The organism is Chryseobacterium rhizosphaerae (assembly GCF_003385455.1).
In the GTDB taxonomy this organism is placed as follows: Bacteria; Bacteroidota; Bacteroidia; order Flavobacteriales; family Weeksellaceae; genus Chryseobacterium; species Chryseobacterium rhizosphaerae.
Genome location: NZ_QNUF01000018.1, coordinates 1 through 21,060, shown reverse-complemented (window position 1 = coordinate 21,060; position 21,060 = coordinate 1). Strand labels below are relative to the sequence as shown.

The 21,060-nt window shown below is 36.2% G+C and carries 21 protein-coding genes; 7 read left to right on the top strand and 14 right to left on the bottom strand.

What is annotated here, in order from left to right:
* The first annotated feature begins 6 nt into the window (after positions 1-6).
* Complete coding sequence (locus tag DRF57_RS14910) at positions 7-1,197, top strand: multidrug effflux MFS transporter (RefSeq protein ID WP_084086350.1); 1,191 nt, start codon at positions 7-9, stop codon at positions 1,195-1,197.
* 16 nt (positions 1,198-1,213) lie between these two features.
* On the opposite strand, the gene DRF57_RS14905 is transcribed toward DRF57_RS14910, so the two are convergent.
* The gene (locus DRF57_RS14905) at positions 1,214-3,040 is read right to left on the bottom strand and encodes an acyltransferase family protein (protein WP_115919354.1); all 1,827 of its coding nucleotides are present in this window, start codon (positions 3,038-3,040) and stop codon (positions 1,214-1,216) included.
* A gap of 168 nt (positions 3,041-3,208) precedes the next feature.
* On the opposite strand from DRF57_RS14905, the gene DRF57_RS14900 reads away from it, so the two are divergent.
* Positions 3,209-4,117 carry a DUF6268 family outer membrane beta-barrel protein gene (locus DRF57_RS14900; RefSeq protein WP_115919352.1) on the top strand — a complete coding sequence of 303 codons (909 nt, stop codon included), beginning with the start codon at positions 3,209-3,211 and terminating at the stop codon, positions 4,115-4,117.
* 58 nt (positions 4,118-4,175) lie between these two features.
* Here DRF57_RS14900 and DRF57_RS14895 read toward each other — a convergent pair whose 3' ends face one another.
* The 6 genes from DRF57_RS14895 to pepT form a co-directional block, all read right to left on the bottom strand.
* The gene (locus DRF57_RS14895) at positions 4,176-4,910 is read right to left on the bottom strand and encodes a LytR/AlgR family response regulator transcription factor (protein WP_047484509.1); all 735 of its coding nucleotides are present in this window, start codon (positions 4,908-4,910) and stop codon (positions 4,176-4,178) included.
* On the bottom strand, positions 4,907-5,956 hold the full coding sequence (locus DRF57_RS14890) for a sensor histidine kinase (protein WP_047484511.1): 1,050 nt from the start codon (positions 5,954-5,956) through the stop codon (positions 4,907-4,909). The genes DRF57_RS14895 and DRF57_RS14890 overlap by 4 nt, the downstream gene beginning before the upstream one ends.
* Positions 5,957-6,034: 78 nt before the next feature.
* Complete coding sequence (locus tag DRF57_RS14885) at positions 6,035-6,628, bottom strand: porin family protein (RefSeq protein WP_047484512.1); 594 nt, start codon at positions 6,626-6,628, stop codon at positions 6,035-6,037.
* Positions 6,629-6,793: 165 nt separating this feature from the next.
* Positions 6,794-7,039 carry a hypothetical protein gene (locus tag DRF57_RS14880; protein WP_047484514.1) on the bottom strand — a complete coding sequence of 82 codons (246 nt, stop codon included), beginning with the start codon at positions 7,037-7,039 and terminating at the stop codon, positions 6,794-6,796.
* A 173-nt stretch (positions 7,040-7,212) separates the two neighbouring features.
* On the bottom strand, positions 7,213-7,779 hold the full coding sequence (locus DRF57_RS14875) for an energy transducer TonB (protein ID WP_115919350.1): 567 nt from the start codon (positions 7,777-7,779) through the stop codon (positions 7,213-7,215).
* Positions 7,780-7,785: 6 nt separating this feature from the next.
* Positions 7,786-9,033 carry a peptidase T gene (gene pepT, locus DRF57_RS14870; RefSeq protein WP_047484518.1) on the bottom strand — a complete coding sequence of 416 codons (1,248 nt, stop codon included), beginning with the start codon at positions 9,031-9,033 and terminating at the stop codon, positions 7,786-7,788.
* Positions 9,034-9,221: 188 nt separating this feature from the next.
* On the opposite strand from pepT, the gene DRF57_RS14865 reads away from it, so the two are divergent.
* Positions 9,222-10,070 carry a hydroxymethylglutaryl-CoA lyase gene (locus DRF57_RS14865; RefSeq protein WP_047484519.1) on the top strand — a complete coding sequence of 283 codons (849 nt, stop codon included), beginning with the start codon at positions 9,222-9,224 and terminating at the stop codon, positions 10,068-10,070.
* Positions 10,071-10,212: 142 nt separating this feature from the next.
* A complete protein-coding gene (locus DRF57_RS14860) occupies positions 10,213-11,049 on the top strand; it encodes a sulfurtransferase (protein ID WP_115919348.1) in 837 nt (278 codons plus the stop codon).
* A gap of 45 nt (positions 11,050-11,094) precedes the next feature.
* On the opposite strand, the gene DRF57_RS14855 is transcribed toward DRF57_RS14860, so the two are convergent.
* The 7 genes from DRF57_RS14855 to DRF57_RS23650 form a co-directional block, all read right to left on the bottom strand.
* Positions 11,095-11,421 carry an SUF system Fe-S cluster assembly protein gene (locus DRF57_RS14855; RefSeq protein WP_047484523.1) on the bottom strand — a complete coding sequence of 109 codons (327 nt, stop codon included), beginning with the start codon at positions 11,419-11,421 and terminating at the stop codon, positions 11,095-11,097.
* 3 nt (positions 11,422-11,424) lie between these two features.
* Positions 11,425-12,126 carry a 3'-5' exonuclease gene (locus tag DRF57_RS14850; RefSeq protein WP_084086356.1) on the bottom strand — a complete coding sequence of 234 codons (702 nt, stop codon included), beginning with the start codon at positions 12,124-12,126 and terminating at the stop codon, positions 11,425-11,427.
* Positions 12,127-12,141: 15 nt separating this feature from the next.
* A complete protein-coding gene (locus DRF57_RS14845; protein ID WP_084086357.1) occupies positions 12,142-12,489 on the bottom strand; it encodes a tRNA-binding protein in 348 nt (115 codons plus the stop codon).
* A complete protein-coding gene (locus DRF57_RS14840) occupies positions 12,486-12,995 on the bottom strand; it encodes a hypothetical protein (RefSeq protein WP_084086358.1) in 510 nt (169 codons plus the stop codon). Before DRF57_RS14840 ends, DRF57_RS14845 begins: the two co-directional genes overlap by 4 nt.
* Positions 12,996-13,206: 211 nt before the next feature.
* Positions 13,207-13,353 carry a hypothetical protein gene (locus tag DRF57_RS23655; RefSeq protein ID WP_157969900.1) on the bottom strand — a complete coding sequence of 49 codons (147 nt, stop codon included), beginning with the start codon at positions 13,351-13,353 and terminating at the stop codon, positions 13,207-13,209.
* Between the two features lie 126 nt (positions 13,354-13,479).
* A complete protein-coding gene (locus DRF57_RS14835) occupies positions 13,480-15,654 on the bottom strand; it encodes a prolyl oligopeptidase family serine peptidase (RefSeq protein WP_115919346.1) in 2,175 nt (724 codons plus the stop codon).
* Between the two features lies 1 nt (position 15,655).
* Complete coding sequence (locus tag DRF57_RS23650; protein WP_157969899.1) at positions 15,656-15,829, bottom strand: hypothetical protein; 174 nt, start codon at positions 15,827-15,829, stop codon at positions 15,656-15,658.
* A 195-nt stretch (positions 15,830-16,024) separates the two neighbouring features.
* On the opposite strand from DRF57_RS23650, the gene DRF57_RS14830 reads away from it, so the two are divergent.
* The 3 genes from DRF57_RS14830 to DRF57_RS14820 form a co-directional block, all read left to right on the top strand.
* Positions 16,025-17,749: a helix-turn-helix domain-containing protein gene (locus DRF57_RS14830; protein WP_170245784.1), complete on the top strand. Its 1,725-nt coding sequence runs from the start codon at positions 16,025-16,027 to the stop codon at positions 17,747-17,749.
* A gap of 295 nt (positions 17,750-18,044) precedes the next feature.
* Complete coding sequence (locus DRF57_RS14825; protein ID WP_115919342.1) at positions 18,045-19,688, top strand: T9SS type A sorting domain-containing protein; 1,644 nt, start codon at positions 18,045-18,047, stop codon at positions 19,686-19,688.
* Between the two features lie 13 nt (positions 19,689-19,701).
* Positions 19,702-21,060: hypothetical protein (locus DRF57_RS14820; RefSeq protein ID WP_206607195.1), on the top strand; the 1,359-nt coding region annotated here is incomplete at its 3' end.

Genomic DNA, 21,060 nt, shown 5'->3' with positions numbered 1-21,060 from the left:
CTATTTATGAAGAATTTGAATATTGTAGTGTTTATTCTGGCACTGCTGAACACCCTGGAGTCACTGAGTATAGATCTTTATCTTCCTGCTTTCCCAAGCATGGCCCAAATTTTTAACACGGATATCGGACATATACAGATCTCAATTTCTGTTTTCTTTGCCGGATTTGCCTTTGGTCAATTATTATGGGGACCCTTGTCCGATAAAAAAGGACGTAAACCCATGCTTTACTGTGGTCTTTTACTTTTTATTGTAGGCGCAACAGCTATATTTTTCACATCAGATATTTATGTGTTATGGGCAATGCGTTTTCTGCAGGCCTTTGGAGGAAGTGCCGGGATTGTTATTGGACGGGCTATCATTATTGACCTTTATGACAAGCAGAAATCCGTTACTATTTTCTCCCAACAGTCCCAGATCAGTGGTATTGCTCCCATTGTAGCCCCATTACTGGGTAGTGTATTTCTTAAATTCTGGGGATGGAACAGCTCATTTGCATTTTTAGTTATTATGGGAATCATTACCCTCTTTATGGTATATCGATATGTTCCTGAAACTAATGCTAAAATCAGCCTTCCGGATCAGATTGAGAATGAAAAAGGGTTGAAGGATCAGCTGAAAATGATCATTACAAATAAAGATTTCATCAACAGTACCATGATTGGGAGTATTGCCTTTGCTTCACTTATTATTTACATTTCTAATGCTCCATTCCTGTTTATGGAGATCCATGGATTTTCCAGCGGAGTTTTCAGTTTCATATTTGCTTTTAATTCATTAGCGTTGATTACTGCCGCTTATATTACTCCAAAGTTGATTAAAAGAATAAGTAATGCAAAGCTTTTATTGATTGCTACACTCGTGCTGTTGTGTGTCTGTGCACTCCATATTCTGATTGCTGCCGGAAACCTTTCTGTAGGATTGGAAATTGCAATGCTGTATTTATCATTATTGGCTATAGGGATTTTATTTCCTATTACCTCAGCACATGCTTTGTCTCCTTTTAAAGAAGGCAGGGGTACCGCTGCTGCTTTACTTGGATTTATGCAGTTGATGGTTACCTTTCTGATGTCAGCATTGATAGGTTTTTTAGAGGCAGATTCTATTATGCCGATGGTGATAGCGCGTACAGGAATTGCGGTGATTGCTGTTTGGTTTGGCTATCGTATTTTTAAAACTCAGAAAAGTGCTGCCTAAAACAATACAGTGATTATTATTTCTCTGCCAGGATAGGACTAAAGAAAGACATAAAATCTTTTTCCTGCTCTTTACCCAGAGAAACGGCGCCATAAGTATTAAGGTGGGAGGCATTATAATACATCAGCGTATCCTTGTAAAAGGGTATGCTTTTGAATATCTCCCCTTTAGACAGATCGTAGAGATAGACATTCTTATAAGTGGCAGCAAATTTTTCCAAAGCCAGCTTATTTTTTTCTTTACCGATGATTTTAAATGAGGCTGAAGTTCTTTTGATATAATCACGGTTTACTTTTACAGGATCCCGGTTGATAGATGGAAAAGTATTGAATACAATCAGCTTTTGATCCGGCCGTAATGATCCCGCAAGTTTTTCCAGAGATTCATAAGCAGACATAGGTTCTATAAAGGAAGAGCTGTTGATCATGATAATCCTGTTCTTTTGAATATTCTGTTGGGTAAAATCCACAAGCTGCTGGGCAGCATCATAAAACTTCACTTCATTGCTGGTGTAGTCCTCTCTTTTTACTCCTTTTAAAGCAAGAACCCCATCAGTGGTCACCGTGGAAAAAGAAAAATCATTTCGTTTTCCTATATAGTCTAAATAAGGTTTAATGCTGAGTGCATGGCTGTCACCGATAAGTAAAATGCGATTGTTTTTTGACGTTTTATCTCCAAAAACTTCAATATTTTTTTCATTATGGGAAAGTAGTCCGAAGGTCGGAGAAGTATAGGCTTCCGGAATTTGGTAAACAGCAGTAGCTTTCGGAACTAAAAAAGCCATACAGATCAATAGAACGCCTCCTGAAATAGAGTAGCGGATAAGGGTGGTATTATTCTTTTTTCTAAAGAAATTCTCAATAAACCGGTAGGAAAACCAAGCTGAGATAAAGGTCAGAATACAGGTGAAAACAACTTCACCGGGACTTAGAAAATATTCATCATGATAATATCTTATAAAAGAGATGATGGGCCAGTGCCACAAATAAAGTGAATAAGACAGCTCTCCCAAATAAACGGGGATTTTTTTTGCAAAAAAATCAGAGATAAAATTGTTGCCGGTCACCAATAAGTTTGCTGTGGCGATGGTCGGAATTAACGCGATTACTCCCGGGAAAAAAGAATCTTTACTGATAAAAACAGCAGATAATATCAATACCAAAAGGTTTAGGAAAACAAAGATTGTATTGCCCGATCTGCTGAAATTGATTTTATTTTTAAATGCAAGACTGTAAAAACTTCCGATCAGGAACTCCGGAATTCTGGATACTAATGAAAAATAAGTCGAGGTATTGCTGTTATCTATAAACATCGAAATGCTTGTATAGGTGGTAAGAACAATAATGAGTAATACTATGACCGTAGATAAGTATTTTCTTTTAACCCAAATAAGCAGTAACGGAAGTAACAGATAAAACTGCATCTCAATGGCTAATGACCATGTATGGAGAAAAGGGTTCTCATTCAATGCTGCTCCGAAATAAGAATCTCCCCTGGAAAATAACAGATTGGAAAGAAAAACAATGGAAGCTCCTGCAGACTTTTGAAGTGTCCAGATATCCCTTGCCAGATAAATAAAAGATCCTGCAAGTGTAGCCGCAATAATAAGAAAAAGATAAGCAGGAAAAATTCTTTTCAGACGCTTCCAGTAAAAATCATAAAAGCTGAAAATATTTTTATCCTTTTGATCAATAATGATAGACGTCATGAGATATCCTGATATGACAAAGAAAACATCTACCCCAATAAAACCACCCTGCAGCCAGGTGTAGTTTATATGAAAAATAAAGACCAAAAAGAAGGCCAGGGCTCTGATTCCCTGTATATCATTTCTAAACTGCATCAGATGATTTTATACTGACAAATATAACAGAATATAAAGACTTCATTTCAATGGTTTGTTGTTTTCTTGATCCTGTTATTTGATCCTCTTGTCATAGCATTCCGGCACTTAATCAAGTAATTTTTGTGAAGAATGGTCAAAGGGCTCTCTTTGTGTAAAATTTAAATTATGAAGAGAAACCTTTTGACGGTTTTCTGCTGTGTATTGCCATTAGGCTATTGGATCAATGCCCAATCCGGAATATCCGGTGAGCTTAAAACAGAATATATTGCTTCCTCCAGCTATATCCGTCCGGAAGACAGTGTAAAAACGCATTCCAAAAGTGACTTTAAAAGAGTAGACCTGAATCTTAGCATTCCTTTATCCGTAAAAAAAGACACTAATGGTAAAGTAAAGGCCTGGTCCATGCTCCTCGGTGGATCTTATGCAAAGATGACCCATAAAAATTATGAAAAACAGCTATTTCCAGATCAGATGCTGAATGCCCAGATTGGAATACAGCATTTGAGGCCATTAGGAAAAAAGTGGAGTATGATGATGACCGCGACGGTAGGCGTGTATACCGATATGGAAGACATCAGTTTTGATGATGTACTGGGGCAGGGAGGTATATTGTTTATCAGACATTTTAATCCTAATCTGGCACTGGGTGGAGGTCCTGTTCTTACCACAGCATTTGGAGTTCCTATGATTATGCCCTGGATTTATTTTGATTGGAAGACGAATGGGAAAATTAAGTTCAATATCAATTTCCCGGAAGGAATGGAAGCCGGCTATCAGTTTACCGATAAATTTGCATTAAAAGCAGTGGTTAACCTCAGCGGAATGTCTGTAGAAAGGAATAAGGATGGGAAGTCTACCTTGATGGGTTATCAGCAGATCACCGCCGGAATAAGACCTGAAATAAAACTTAATGACAAGCTGAGTCTTCGCCTTACAGGGGGAACAGCCTTATTGAGAAGTTTCAGTGAAAGTGACAGGAAAATCAAAAGCATCTTCAGGGAGAAGAAGGTTGCCGATCCCAAATTTGCAAGTACATTTTACGTCGCTCTTGCCTTACGCTGGAACTTACCATAACAAGACAGTTGAAGAGGGAAAGTATCCTATCATTCCCTCTTCTTATTTCCAAATTTTTCTATTTACTGATAAGCTTTTTATAGACAACCTGATTGAGCAGTTCTTCTTTTCGGGTACGGGAAATAGGAAGCTCTATTTTATTGATAAACAGGCGGCCTCCGGAAATCATATCAATATGTGTAATATTAATCAGAAACGATTTATGGATCCTGAAAAAATGTTCCGCAGGTAAAGATTCTTCAATGGCTTTCATCGTCTGATGAATGATCAGGGATTTATCTTTAAAATGAAGTTTGGTATAATTCTGCATACTTTCAACATATAGAATATCCACCCAGGAAACTTTGATAAAAGAATCAGACTGTCTTACATACAGAAATGGATCATCCAAAGGCGTGTTTTTTTTCAGTTTTTCACTGATGATAAACTGTTGCTGGGCTTTATTGACGGCCTGATAAAACCGGTTAAAAGCAATAGGTTTTAAAAGATAATCGGCTACCTGCAACCGGAATCCTTCCAGTGCATATTCGGAATACGCGGTGGTAAGGATACATAATGGAGGGTTTTCAAGTTGTTCCAAAAATTCAAGACCACTCAGATAGGGCATATTGATGTCCAGAAAAAGAAGGTCAATTTCACTTTCTTTTACTTTGGAATCCGCCTCTAATGCTGTTGCACAAGTGCCTTCAACGGATAAAAAATCTATCTGATCTGCCAGTGCTTTAAGATGGAATCTGGCTAAGGGTTCATCATCTATGATCAGACATTTCATTTTAGGGATATTATTGCTCATTCAGATAATTCTAAGGTTAAAGTGACTTTATAAACGTGGCCGTCAGATTCTATTTTTAAATCATGAGAATCCGGATATTGTAGTTTTAAACGTTTTTTTACATTTTGAATACCAATTCCTCCGGTTCCATCCTTCTTTTTGTACATTACCTTGTCAGAGTAGGAATTTTCTACATATAATAAAAGACTGTTGTTTTCTTCTTTACATGAAATTCTGATATATCCGGTTTGTCCGGGAAGACGGCAGACATATTTAAAGGCATTTTCAATAAAGGACACCAATAGCAGAGGAGCAATAGAGGCTTTTTTATGATCAATCTGCCAATGTGCCTCAACCTCCAGTTCATTTCCCCACCTTAATTTCTCCACTTCCACCAGGTTTTGCAAATATTCAATTTCTTTATCCAGAGGGACCAGGTTTTGATTACAGTGATAGAGCTGATACCTTAAAATATCTGAAAACTTCATCAGTAAAAAATCAGCGAGCTGAATATCTGTTTTCATCAGAATATGAATATGATTCAGGATATTGAATACCACATGCGGATTGATCTGATCCTGCAGCAGCTTGAGCTGGTTTTCCAGGTGAGCCTGCTGGAGAAGGATATGATCCCGCTCTATTCTTCCGTGTTCCTTATAAAACTTAATACCACAGGCTGATCCGTTAATCAGAAAAGAGGCGGGAAGGGCCATATAAAATCCTTGCCATAAAATAGGGAGATGTCCCCTAAAAGTAGGAGGAAGGTTCGTTTTAGGAGCAACTTCCAGATAAGTGAATATGACAGAATAAATAATACTCAAAAGAAGAATGACTATAGTGGCCTGGATCAGAAAGCTTCGCATTTTTTTCGACCGTAAAGCCTTGGGAAGGAGTTTGGTGGTTAAAAAATGAGTGAACATAAATGAACTGAAGGTAATGATCAGGGATTGAATCATAGCCAGGTATTTTTCTGTAGCAATCTGAAAATTGCACCATAATACAACGGCAAAAACAAACCAGAAAAGAAAGGTGAAAATATATTCTTTTGAAAGAAAAGATTTTGTCATGAGAAGAAACGGACTAAGTTTATAAAAAAATAGAAACTGCAGAGACACAGTTTCTAATGGTAAAGATAATTTAAGTTTTTAGAATAAGAAATAACCTATCCCAAGGCTGAAACTGTGGGGCTTGGATTTGAATTCTTTGCTGATGCTTGAAAGTCCTGTTTCATACCTAAGGTCTACGGTGAAATTCTTATAATCTACACCTACACCCCCTGTAAGCCCTATATTGGATTTGTCAAACTTTTTAAAACCCTCCTGAAAAGCCTGGGGAGCTGAAAGGTTATTGTTAAAAGCATAGCTGTACACTCCACCGGCAAATACTCTTAGATTTACATCGTCTGTTTTAATGAGCTTATATCCCACTACCACAGGAATATCAATGGCATTCCATGTCAGCTTTGCTGAGGTTCCGTCTTTGGCTTCGTAAGATGTTTTTCTTTTGTTGAATAATGCTTCTCCTTGTACATAAAGACTGCCGATATCCATTCTTGTCATGATTCCTGCCTGATATCCAAATCCGTATTTTCCTTCCAAGGATGATTCCGTTGAGGTTTTTGTAAAATTTGTACCTCCCTTGACTCCGATGTGAAAAGCCGGGGTCTGTTGCGCCTGAGTATCTATTGAGCACGTAATGCATAATAATAGCGAACCGAAGGCTAAAAGTTGCTGTTTCATAAATTGATTGTTGTTAAAAACTTGGTGCAAAACAACAAATCAGGAACGTGAGGTGAAACTTTATTTGATGAACGGTAGAAATACGGTGATAAGGCTCATCTTTTGGAAGAAGTAGAAAAGCCAGGGATAAAAAAAATCGAAAGAAAAATCTTTCGATTAAGATGGTTAATAAGGTTGTTCTTCACAAATGATTGGTGGAAAACATCCACCTCCACCACCTCCTGGATTTCCTCCTCCTACAGCGATACATTGTCCCGGGCTGCCGTCCTCATACATTTCACAGGCTTTTCCATAAGCACATTGGCAGTCACTCTGGCAATTATAAGAATCGCCACCCATATGGCAGTTGTCTATTCCGTTACCAAGAATTGTGGACAGGTCTTTTCTTAAAAGCTTTTTAATGTTTTTCATAATGTAATTTGATGTTAAATGTTAATAGTTTGTTTATGAAAGTAAATATAATGAAAAATCAGATGGGTTTTGCTTTTAAGTATCTGTCAATAAGTATAATGTGGGAATTATGTTTGATGTTTTCTGAAAATAATAATAAAAAATAAACCCACTTTGCAGTGGGTCTATATTATTTATTTTTTAAATGTTAACGTCAAAGGAATAGAGACTGTAGAAGAGACCGGTTTCCCGTTGCTTTCTGCAGGTTTCCATTTACCTTTATCTCGGATACGGTAGAATGTCGCTTCAATAAAGGCGTTTACATCCTCATTATTACCTTTCACTTGTGGATCAAGTGCATTTCCTTTAGAATCTACTACGAAGCTTATGGTCGCTTTGTAAGAACCTGAAGCAAAATTCAGAAAATCAAGATCAGTTGCATCATGCAGAAGCTGATGAAAAGCTCCTTTTCCCTTTTCATATTCCGCTTCTTTGGTGACCTTGCCTTTTGTAGGCTGATCTAAAGCAATTATTTTCTTGTCTTCCGTGGAAAGCTGATCTAAAGCATTTTTGTATGATGTTATTTTTTCCTCAGTAAGAAGCCACTCCTTCTTGGTTTTTAGATCATTAGGCTTAGGGTATTTTTTATACAAAGCCGTTTTCTTTCTGTCATAGCGAGAGTCTGCTCTCTGAAATTCAGAAATTTGGGCACTGCTGAAAACAAAAACAAAAATGAATGCTAATGCTGAGAGTCTTTTCATCAGTAATTAAGCTTTTACAATATTAATGATTACTTCAGTTGCTTTTTCCATGCTTTCTAAAGCTACGTACTCGTAAGGTCCGTGGAAGTTAATTCCTCCGGCGAAGATATTGGGACATGGAAGCCCCATATAAGAAAGCTGAGCTCCGTCTGTTCCTCCTCTGATCGCTTTGATCTTAGGTTCAATACCTGCTTCTGTCATTGCTTTTGCCGCAAGATCTACAATGTGCATTTTACCTTCAAACTGTTGCTTCATATTTCTGTATTGCTCCTTGATCTCCACTTCAGCAGTTCCTTCACCATGTTTTTGGTTGAATTCAGCTACTTTTTCTTCCATGAATTTTTTTCTGGCTTCAAATTTATCAGCATCATGATCACGGATGATATACTGAAGTTTAGCTTCAGAAATGTCAGCAGTGATATCCATTAAATGATAGAACCCATCAAAACCTTTAGTGGTAGCAGGAGTTTCATTTGCCGGAAGGCTCTGTGCAAATTCGGCAGCTAAAAGCGCTGCGTTGATCATTTTTCCGTAAGCATAACCAGGGTGTACACTTAATCCGTGGATTTTCACTACAGCTCCTGCAGCATTGAAGTTTTCATATTCAAGTTCTCCAACTTCTCCACCATCCATTGTATAAGCCCATTCTGCCCCAAATTTTGCCACATCAAATTTGTGTGCTCCTCTTCCGATTTCTTCATCAGGGGTAAATCCTACAGCAATTCTTCCGTGCTTAATCTCAGGGTGAGCAATCAGATATTCTGCAGCCGTTACAATCTCTGCACATCCTGCTTTATCATCAGCACCCAGAAGGGTATTTCCATCGGTTGTAATTAATGTCTGACCGATATATTTTTTTAAACTTTCAAACTTTGAAGGGGATAAAGTGAATCCTGTAGTCTGGTTCAGCAGAAGATCATTTCCGTCATAATTCTTCCAAACCTGAGGATTTACATTCTCTCCGCTGAAATCCGGTGAAGTATCATAATGTGAAATGAATCCAATAGTAGGTCTGTCATCGTTTTCCAGGTTAGAAGGAATATATCCCATAATATAACCATTCCCATCAATGGAAACATCTTCCAAACCTATGGTCTTCAGTTCTTCAGTAATATAATTGGCAATATCCCACTGTCGTGGAGTAGAAGGTGTTGCTTCACTCTCAGCATCACTGGTTGAATATATTTTTACATAACTAAGAAAACGGTTCAGTAATTTCTCTTTCCACAAAGGGTTGAATTCTATTGTACTCATTAGATTAATCATAAATTTTAACAAAGTTAGCAAATTTGCCGCTCAGAATAGGTTATTTGCGATTGAATATCAGTTATTGAAATTTTAAATCGGATATAAATCTTTGAAAATCAAAATAATGTTAGATTTGTATGTATCGTATACGAACTAGTTTAGTTTTATTATATTTGAGAAAATGAAAAGTACCAATGTTTCTAACTGAATGCCCAAGAGATGCCATGCAGGGATGGGGAGAGTTTATCCCTACCGAAAAAAAAATAGATTATATCAACTCTTTAATGGATGTTGGCTTTGATGTATTGGACTGCCTGAGTTTTGTTTCACCAAAAGCAATTCCACAGATGGCAGACTCTGATGAGGTTGCTGAAAATATTGATAAATCCCGTTCCAAAACTAAAGTTTCTGCAATTATCGGAAACTACAGAGGTGCTGAAAAAGCATTAAAACATGCTTCAGTAGATATCCTTGGATTTCCCTTCTCTATTTCTGAAACATTCCAGCATAGAAATACAAACAAAAGCCAGGAAGAAGCTTTTGAGGAAATTATCAGAATGCTTGAGCTGACCAGAAGTGAAGGAAAGCAGCTAAACATTTATTTCTCCATGGCCTTTGGAAATCCATATGGAGAAATGTGGAAATGGGAAGATGTAGACCACTGGGCAAAAAGATTTTCGGAAATCGGTGTGAAAGATATTCTGCTTTCTGATACAACAGGAGTAGCGACTCCCGAAACTATTGCTCTTTTATTTGAAAAAATTCCTTCAAAATATCCTGAGATCAATTTCGGAGGACATTTCCATAACCGTTACGAGGATTCTTACTCGAAATTAAAAGCGGCTTACGACCAAGGTTGCAGAAGGTTCGATAGTGCAATTAAAGGAATTGGAGGATGTCCTATGGCTAAAGATGATCTGGTGGGAAATATGCCGACTGAGCAGGTGATCAACTTTATGAGTGTTGAAAAAGCAGATCACAAGCTGAACCTCCTAAACTTTGAAAGTTCTTACAATAAGGCTAAGGATATTTTTCATTTTTAGAATGAATTAAGAACCCAATCTCTCACAGATTCTGAGAGAAGTAAAAATATCAATAGGAGCGGGCTTTAGCCCGCTTTACTATATTCAAATATCAATGGTTTTAACCAAAATCTAATTATAATTAACCCCAAAAATCAACAAAATGTCTCCAATAATTTCACCTTCTGAATTAAAAAAACTAGCCACAGATAACCTTATTATTCTTGATGCGAGAACCGGAAAAGATGTTGTTCAGAACTATCTTGAGAAACATATCAAAGGAGCATTATTCATCGATTTGGATAAAGATTTGGCGGAGATAGGAGAGAATGCTGCTTTTGGGGGAAGACACCCGCTTCCTTCCATAGAAAAATTTGCTGAGACCCTTTCAGACCTGGGAATTTCAGAAAATTCTGAGATTGTGGTATATGATGATAAAAACGCTTCCAATGCAGCAGCAAGAGCTTGGTGGATGTTAAAGTCTTTTGGGTTCGAAAAGGTACAGGTACTTGATGGTGGAATGCAGGCCGCGGAAAAGGAAGGCATGGAATTTTCGTCAGGAGAAGAAAGGGTTGAAAAGACTCCACTGATTAAAAAAGATCATTGGTTTCTACCTGTTTCAAAACTGGAAGAAGTTGAAAATGAATTGAAAAATGATTCTGCTACTGTTATTGATGTAAGGGATGCTTACCGATACAGAGGAGAATCGGAACCTATTGATCTGGTTGCCGGGCATATTCCGGGGGCAATCAATATTCCTTTTTCAGAAAATTTGGATGAAAACGGATTCTTTCTGAGCCCGGAAGTTCTTAAGGAAAAATATAAGAGGTTATTGGAAAATAAACCTGAAAACCTAATTATTCACTGTGGTTCAGGGGTTACGGCTTGTCATACGATTTTGGCATTAGACTATGCCGGATTTACAATTCCTAATCTATATGTAGGCTCGTGGAGTGAGTGGAGCAGGAGAGAAGGAAAAGAAATTGCAAAAGACCTGTAAAAACATAAACCTCAGATATTTCTGAGGTTTTATATTTTATAATAATTAAAGCATTCCCAGTTCAAACTTAGCTTCCTCGCTCATCATATCCTTGTTCCAGCTCGGTTCAAAAGTAAGCTCTAAATCAACACTTTTTACATGTTCTACTTCTCCAACTTTATCTTTTACTTCTTGTGGAAGCGTTTCGGCCACAGGGCAGTTGGGGGTAGTAAGTGTCATTACAATTTTTACGTCTACATCATCGGAGATCTGTACATCATAAATCAGCCCTAATTCGTAAATATCCACCGGTATTTCAGGGTCATATACGGATTTCAGTACTTTGATGATTTCTTCACCAATGTCAGCAATTTGATCGTCTGTAAATTTCATTTTTTAATCTAGATTGATATTCCTTTTCAACAAATCTTCCTGACGCAAGCGCCGGAAAATATTTGCCAAAGTTAAGACATCTTTTTCACAATAATCAACTATTCGCTGCAAGTCTTTTTCTATGTAGTAGATTGATGAAACCATTGACCCGTCTATATCGTCTTTTGGAGTAGGAATTCCAAAGACATGGGCAAGGAGTTCAAGGGACACAAAACTTTTATAATCTCCGAATTTCCAAAGCTCCATGGTATCGATATGAGGAATCTCCCAGGGCTTTTTTCCGAACATCTGAAACGGAGCCGGAGGCTGCATTCCGTTGATCAGATATCGTCTGGCAATCCACGGAAAATCAAATTCTTTTCCGTTGTGGGCACAGAGAATGACATCCCGGAGCCTTGGGCTGTTGAAAATCTCCCCAAACTCCTGAAGCATTTTTTTCTCATCATGTCCTGAGAAACTTTTGATCTTTAATGTTTCATTCTTTTCTACCATTCCAATGGTAATGCAGATGATTTTTCCGAACTCAGCCATAATGCCGGCTCTCTCGTAAAAGTCTTCTGCGGAAATATCTTCTTTTCTCTGAAACCTTGTTTTTTTGTCCCAGAGGTATTGGTCGGTTTCCGATAATTCATCCCAGGAACCAGCCTGTGGTACGGTCTCGATATCAAGAAACAATATTCTTTCTAAAGGTATGTTCTGTATCATGTGTGTTTTGGTTTGTTATCCTACCTGCATTCCGTTTTTGGTGGGTAAGGAAGGAGCCAGAAGAGTGACATCCTGCTTATCTTCACCATATAGCCCTAGTACAAGGCATTCGCTGAAAAAGTTGGCAATTTGTTTTTTAGGGAAATTAACCACAGCCAGAATCTGTTTTCCTATCAATTCTTCTTTCTGATAAAGACTAGTGATCTGTGCTGATGATTTTCTGATTCCCAAATCTCCAAAGTCTATTTCCAGCTGATAAGAAGGGTTTCTTGCCTTTTCAAAATCATTGACGGAAAGAATGGTTCCGCATCGGATATCTATTTTTTCAAAATCTGCCCAAGTGATGTCTGGTTTTACGGTCATGGTAATACGTTAATTAAATGTTCTACTTCAGTTTTCTGTTCTGCATATTTTTGCTGTAATTCTGAACCTTCTCCCATTCTTCTGTAATATTCAAGAGCTTTGTCTCCAAAGAATTTTTTATGAAAGTCTGAAACTTCAGGTACCTGGGGGAAAACTTTATGAAAAAGCATTTCGTAGTACGCCTGAAATTCCCGCTCATTTTTATCCTCTATTACCTGTCCTGGAGCTTTTTGTCTCACATGGAGCATTTCATGGGCTATCATATTCAAAACAAGGTTCAGATCAAAATCGAATAAATTTTTCGGGATCATGACCATCTGCGGACCTCCCAGTTCTCCTTCTGCCGTAAGAAGCATCGAAGTAGGGGAAAGCTCCTGCCTGAATCCAAACCCTGCAAAGTTCTCATGTTCCAGATGAAAAGAATGGATCAGGTATTTCGCTGCATCCAGGATCTGGTCATGTTCCTTATAAGCTTCAAGGTGGAGGTTGATCTGCTCGAAATTCATGCTGAATAGGTTTTAAACAAATGTATTAAAATATTGAGAATTAAAAAGGAAAATGCAGAAAACATATATATACATGGATACACAAAAAAGGGTTATTTAAAACCCTTTTCCATTTCTACAAAGTTGTGTTTTCCTTTCAACTATAAGAATAGCCAGAACTTTTGTTAACTATTTAATGAGCTACCAATGGTTTTTCAAGATTAAATCTTTATTAGAATCCAAAGTTCCATCCCCAGTTAATTGATCTATTCATTCCCCAGGTTCTTACTTCCACTCCTTTTTCAAACTTAGAAAAAAAGGGCAGAAATAGAATAATTGCTGCTATTATTGCGAAAATATAAAGCTTCTTTTTTTTCATAAGTTATTGCGTTTATACTATCTGTATAAGCAATAGAAATCAATCTTATAATTTTCTAATTTGATGAGTCGGTTTAATATTGAAGTATTGCTTTAAATTTCCAGTAATGATGAGAGAATAAACATTTTATTTATTTGTATTTTCTTTTGGTTGGTAGTCGGGGTGTCCCAGTTGCCATAACGCAAAAGCAAAAATATCCGAAAGGTTTGAATGTACATGAAGAGCTGTTGTATTGTTTCCATGTCCACCCTCATAATCTATTTGAAGTAATACCGAATTTTTTGAGGCGCTATTTGATTGTAGTTTTGCTGCAAATTTTGCAGGCTCCCAAACTGGAACTCTGGGATCATTTATTCCTCCGGTTATAAGTGTTGCAGGATATTTTACTCCTTTTTTGATATGTTGATAAGCATCCATTTCTAGCAAAGCTTTAAATTCTTTGGGATCTTTTAATGTTCCATATTCATCCACATTACTACCAATAGTAAGCACGTCTCTTAATGTATTGGTTGTTGGAACTTCCAAAATTACAGCTTTAAATAAATCAGGTCTTTCAGTCATAGCCCTTCCTGCTGTAATTCCTCCTGCGCTAGCCCCCCAAATCGCTACTCTATCTTTTGAGGTATATTTTTCATTAATTAAATATTCTGTACAGTCAATTAAATCTCTCCAAGTATTAGGTTTTGTTTCTTTATATCCTCCTAAACGCCATTTTTCTCCTTTTTCTCCCCCTCCTCGGACATGAGCAATACCCATTATCCCTCCTTGGCTCGCCCATAATAAATAGATTCGGGCAAAGAATGGAATCCGAGAAGATCCGTAAGCACCATACGAATCAATTAACACTGGATTCTTCCCATTTCGTTTCATGTTTTTGTTATATATGAGAGATAATGGTATTTCTTCCCCGTCTCTTGCTTTAACAACGATCTCTTCAACTACAATATCTTTAAACTCAGGATATTCTGTAATTGGAGTTATGTTTTCGGGAAGAAACGAATCGGTTTTTAGATCATATTTAAAACGCTGTTCTTCATTCGCCCATCCGGAACAGCTTATCCAAATGTCTGAAAAATCTTTTCCTTTTGCTTGTAAATTTATATTACCTGATGGAAAAGGAAGTTTAATAGGAGTATCTCTTCCTCCTTTATATAAGTATAATTTTGCCTCCACTCCATTTTTTGTGGTTGTGTAATAAATACCATCTTTAGTGAATCTATACTGCTCTATAACCTCATCATTTTTTTCTGGGATAAGGATTTCAGGGTTTTTAAAATCTGGAGTAATTATATTAGTTTTACAAAGTGTGTAATTTTGAGCGTTGTATTGAGATAAAAAATACAGATCATTATCTACAAGCTGTAGAGATCTAACCTTATCCTCTTTAGTATAAAGCGGTTTCCAAGTTTTTTTATTTTCTAATAAATCTTGTTTTGGAATTATAAATGTTTGTCTGTAATAATTATTGTCAAGCAACATTCCAACGTAATATTTATCATTAGAGTCTAAGATAATAGGGGATTTTTTTTCATCTATTTTTAGCTCGGAATTATTTTTACCAGAAAAAATATCTGTTAATACTTTCGGATTTGTCCCTATTTTGTACAAAATAGCTTGTGTGTTTTTATAGAAATTCTGAGATTTTGGATCATTGATTGGGAAATAAGTATAGAAAAATCCGGAGTTATCATCCAACCACTTTATTCCTCCTATATTAGCAGGTGTAGTATTGGTAATTGTTTCAGGGTGAATATACTTGTTTTTCACATCCATAATAATAACCTCTGCCAGTTCTTTTCCTTTTTCAGACATCGCAATAGTTACTTTATCCCCAACTAAGTCCGGGCTAATGTAATTAATGACAAATTCATGATTCTGTTCGTTACTTTTATATTTAGCAGGATCATAAAGTAGTTCCTCTTTTCCTAAAAACCCTTCCCTATAATAAAGCTTTGCTGCTTTTTCATTACCACTTTTCTTCAAATAAAAATATTTATCATTATTAGTTATATTTAAATTTGATATAGAATATCCCTGCCTTTTATCAAACTCTAATCTTTTCTCTAAATAAAATTTTCTTTTAGGAATTTGACTAAGAATAGAATTAGTGTACCCTGTTTGAGTTTCCATCCATTTCTTTGTTGATGGACTTTCTAAATTTTCTAAGTTTCTATATTCATCTACAATTTTAATCCCAAAATATTCATCTGTTACAGGAACAGATGGAGCAGGATTACTTTTTTGAGCATTTGTAGAGAATGTATAAAAAGTACAAATAATGATAAATATTGACTGTCTCATCTTAACATCTACTAGATATTCCTCCTCCTTGAGGCATAAATGTTGGTGGTTCAACACCGCCAGTTGTATTCATTAGTTGATTACTCCCACCATTGATTATTTTCATTTCACTAATCTTCATTATTTGTAATTTTTTCAGTGATAATTTTTTTTCTTGTTTGATTGTTTTTTTCATTACAAATTACATTTAAAATTCAACGGGTAAATAACGGAATATTTTTCAAAATTACAATAAAAATAGATTATGGATTTATAAATTCATAATTTTAAAAATAAAACAACATGCTGATTTTCAATAGTTTAAATATATTTATATTAGACTCCTAATTTACTGAATAAAAATGTAAATTTATAGTGTATTTGCAAAATGATGAAACATATATTCCTAATTAAAATAATTATAATACTATTGTTTGGTAATTTGGTGTATGCTCAAAGGAGTAAAATTGATAGTTTACATGAATTTGAGTATCCGGAACTGAAAAATAAGTTTTATGATTATTGTGATCATAATAAAGTTCCACAGGCTAAACAGATTGCCAAATATTATCTACAAAAGGCTAAAAAAGAAAATAATATACTTGAAATAGCAGAGGGCTATAACCTTATACATTTTAATGAAAAATTCCCAACAGCCTTAAAGTACATTGATAGTTTAGCTACAATTACAAAAGACATCAAAGGAAACTTATATCCTGCCAGAAGTTATTTGCTCAAAGGAAATCTGTATTACAAGCATGATAATTTAAAAGCAGCATTGGATAATTATATTCTTGCATTGAAATATGCAAAAGAACAAAACGATAAAAAACAAACTGCCTACGCCAATATGAATATTGCTTATATCAATAGCTACATAGGTAAAAATGCAGAAGCAGCAAAAATATTCAGATACTATCTTTACAACGGTAATAATATCACAGACGATTACCAACACAATCAAATGCGTATAGCACTTATAAGCTGTTATCTTGAAATTAACAAATTAGACTCAGCTAATATTTTAATTAAAGAAGGGGAAAAATATGCTCTTGTAGGTAAAAATAAATATGATCTTAACTCCTACTCTTATTTGTCTGGAACTTATGATCTTAAATTAAAAAAATATAGTACTGCAATTATAAAGCTATCGAATGCTTATACTTATTTTACAAATTCCAATGAAAATAACAATGCTAATTATTCCCTTTTTAATTTAGGTAAAGCCTATCAAGGAGCAAAGAATAAAGAAAAAGTTGCAGAAACCTACATTAAGCTAGATTCCAATATTCAAAAATCTAATATTACGTTCCCTGAGCTTCGTGAAGCATACACTTATCTCATAGACTATTATAAAGAAAAAAACGATAAGGAAAAACAGTTGTATTATATTGATCGCTTTTTAAAAGTTGATAAAAAGCTTGATGAACAGCTCCAATATGCCTTCACAGAGTTACCAAAAAAATATGACACTCCGAAGCTTTTAGAAGAAAAGGAAGATATAATTAATGATTTAAAAAAAAGAAAAACAATTCTTTATGTAGCTATAAGTGCACTGTTATTAATTCTTTTATTACTTACTTATTTATATTATAAATCACGGAGAGCAGAAAGAAAACATCACAAAATTGCTCAAGATCTTATTCATTCTGTTGAAAAACGTCATAAAATAGACCCGGAAACAGAAGTAACAGAAGCTTTGATTGAAGAACTGGTACAGAAAGAACAAAAAACAATCAAAAATGTCCCTGAGGAAGTTGTACAAGCAATTCTAAAAGAACTTCAACATTTTGAAAAAAAGGAACATTTCCTTAAAAAAGGAATAACATTATCCAGTCTTGCACAATCTATAAACACCAACACCACTTATTTATCTGAAGTAATTAACAGCCATAAAGAAAAGAGTTTCACAGCTTACCTTAACGATTTACGTGTTGATTATGCCTTGGAACGATTGATAGAAGATAAAAGGTTCAGATCTTATAAACTGGCGATTATTGCTGATGAGCTTGGATATAACAATGCTCAGGCATTTACGGCAGCATTCAAGAAAAAGACACACACCACCCTTTCTACATATCTCAAAGAAATTGAAAATACAATGACTATTAAGTAAAATACAATTGCTTAATTTTTAACACATTAGCATTGTTGATTTATAAATTAATGATTATGGATTTATAAATCCATAATCCATTTCCTTTTTTGTGTTGTGTTCTTACAGCATCTTTGCTCTGATAATAACACAATGATGAAAAGTTTAGGGTAAAATATAACACGACAAGATCTGTCGCTTTGCAGATATATCTTTACTACATGCCAATAAATGATGGCTAAAAATAGTTTAAAAATAATTCAATAGATGTTGAAAATTATATTAGACTCGCAAAAATTTTAAAAACAAGATAAATATGAAAAAACTTTATCTCAGTGCATTTACCTTATGCACCATTCTGAGCCTCTCTGCCCAGGAAGTCATCTGGCAGAAAGACATCAAATCTTCCACCCAGGATTTTCTCAATCAGGTGATCACAACCATTGACCAGCAATATCTTATCACGGGAAGCAGCATTCAGGCTAAAAGCCAATCTTTAGCTGCCAATAGCCAAAAGCTCAATAACGGTTACGATTTTCATTTGGTAAAACTCAACCAGCAGGGAGAACAGGTTTGGGAGAAATATTTTGCCGGGCAAAACCACGATTATTTATCCGCAACTGTGACCACTCAGGATGGAGGATTTCTGGTTTCCGGTACTTCCTATTCCGGAAAGGGACTGGATAAAAAAGATGATTCCAAAGGGGGATCGGATATCTGGCTGATCAGGCTGAATGAATTTGGGGATGAACTGTGGCAGAAAACCCTGGGAACTTCCTCAGATGAAGAAGCCAAAGCCGTGATTCAAACCACCGACTTAGGCTTTTTTGTGGCCGGAAATATTCAAAACTCATCCAAAGGTTACGGTTCAAAAGATGTCTGGATTACTAGACTGGATAAAGATGGAAAAGAACTGTCTCAGCTTATTCTGGGAGGAAGAGGCTTGGATGAAGTAGAAAAAATGATACCCACGAAAGACGGCGGAGCATTATTAGGAATCTATTCAAGGAGTTCTGAGGTTCTGGGTTCCGGGGTTGGAAATTCTGAGACTAAACCTTCGACTGAAAGACCCGCTTCCTCAATAGCCATTAGCCAAATGCCAAAAGCCAGCAGCAATTTCGGTGAAGGCGACTACTGGATCGTAAAGCTGGATAAAAACGGAAAAGTAGAATGGGAAAAGAACTTTGGCGGAAAAGGCGATGATCATATCAGAACCCTGGCTTTAACTTCAAACGGTTTTATCATCGGTGGAGAATCCAGATCCGAGAGATCCGGAAACAAATCAGTAGGAATTGAAGAAGGAACAGACCTTTGGTTGATCTCACTGAATGAAAGAGGGGATGAACAATGGCAGAAATCCTACAATTTCAAGAACAGGGATATTTTGATGGGAATGAATGTGATACAGAGTCAAGAGTCAGGATCCAGGAACCAAGATGCCACGAAAGGAATATTGCTGGGAGGGTATACCCAGGCGGAAGGAAGAATAGAGAAGGATGATGAGACTTTCTGGATGTTGTATCTGGATGGCAACGGCAATGAGCAATGGAGAAAACATGTGAGTGGAGACTCGAGAAAAAGAGAGGAGAGACTTTCGGATTTGAGACTTAACGGAGACGGTTCTATTATTCTGGCCGGAACCAGTACTGAGGAATTAGGAAAAGAAAACTGGAAGATTGTAAAGCTGGGAGACAAACAGGTGGATCAGTTAATAGAAAAGCATGATATCAAAATCTATCCGAATCCGGTTTCAGATTATGCTTATATAGAAATCGGCTTTAGTGATTTCAAGGAAGCTGATATTTCAGTTTATGATATGAGTGGAAAGCTTTTACAGCAGATGAAAACAAAGAATAATGTTACCAAATTGGGTACACAGGCTTTGGTTCAGGGTGTTTATCTGGTGACCATAAAAACAGATACGAACAAAACGGCAAATGCTAAACTGATTAAAAAATAAAAAAAAACAGATCATGAAAAAAATATATACGCCAATTTGTATGCTTCTGGCATTTCAATTATACAGTGGTCAGGCATCATCCGAGCCCAATAATAATTATGGAATACCCAAAATAGTAGCTCCATCCCAGGAAACCTTTGCCAGTAGCAGGATTAGTTTTGAACAACCTTCCAATGGTGATTTCACCCATCAGATTCCTATTTATAGCCAGCTTAGAACGCCAATATCTTTAAGCTATTCCAGTGGAGTAAGAGCAGATGATATTGGGACGAGTACAGGAATGTCCTGGATGCTGACCGCTCCGGGTGTTATATCAAGAGTGGTAAAAGATGAAACAGACGAAAATAATACCAACTGGAAACCTGACACGATTAATGAAACTGCGGATTTACTCCAAATAAAAGAAGCTGCAAGAACAGGAAATGCAATAGATACTGAATATGACTGGTTTAATTTTTCTGTGGCCAATGGATTATCCGGTAGTTTCTATATTAACAGTAATTTACAGGTTTTTACGGAGTCAAAAGATAAAGTTAAAATTGAGATTTTTGACCTGAATGCACCAGTCATGGGATACGGAAAACTTTTCCGTTTTAAGTTGACCGATAAAACCGGGACAGAATATTATTTCGGAGGGTCGGTAGAGAATATTGAAAGGTCCACCACTCAAAGCGCAGGACCTGACAGGAGTGCCATTACAGGCTGGTACTTATATAAAATCATAGACCCTGACAAACAGGAAACCAATTTTACCTACATCACGGAAAATCTCAATTATTATTCTTCATTGAATGCAGGGTTTAATCTACTTCAAAAATGCCAGAATGATCCAGCGGGAGCTCCCTATACTTACAGTGATATTGTTAAAAACAAACTAAGCCAGCAATCCTATAAACCAAGACTTATTAGTATTTCAGAAGATAATAAAAATGTGTCTTTCATTTATGGAAAAGCACGAAATGATTTATTTATCAGCAATGCTGAAAATAATCTCCTGACCTCTATTGAAATAAAAAACGGGAATTCACTGGTAGAAAAATATAACCTGGAATACCAGGACGTACAAGCCCAAAGTGTAGCTACTTATTATGGGATTCCTTCTAACGAAACCTCTACCAGAAACAGGCACTTTCTAAAATCATTGAAAAATGTCACTAAGAATACAAGTACAGATTTCAGCTATTATAACCTGGAAAAGCTTCCGGCAAGATTTAGTCTGAATGTTGATTACTATGGATATCCCAATAATGCCAGTAATGTTTCCCCTTTTCCTGCTCCCCGTCCTACCAATAATTTTGGTATTTTCCAGGGGCTGGGAGCTTATATGCCCTTAACGATACTCTCTGCAAATAAAGAAGTGCTGCCATCATGG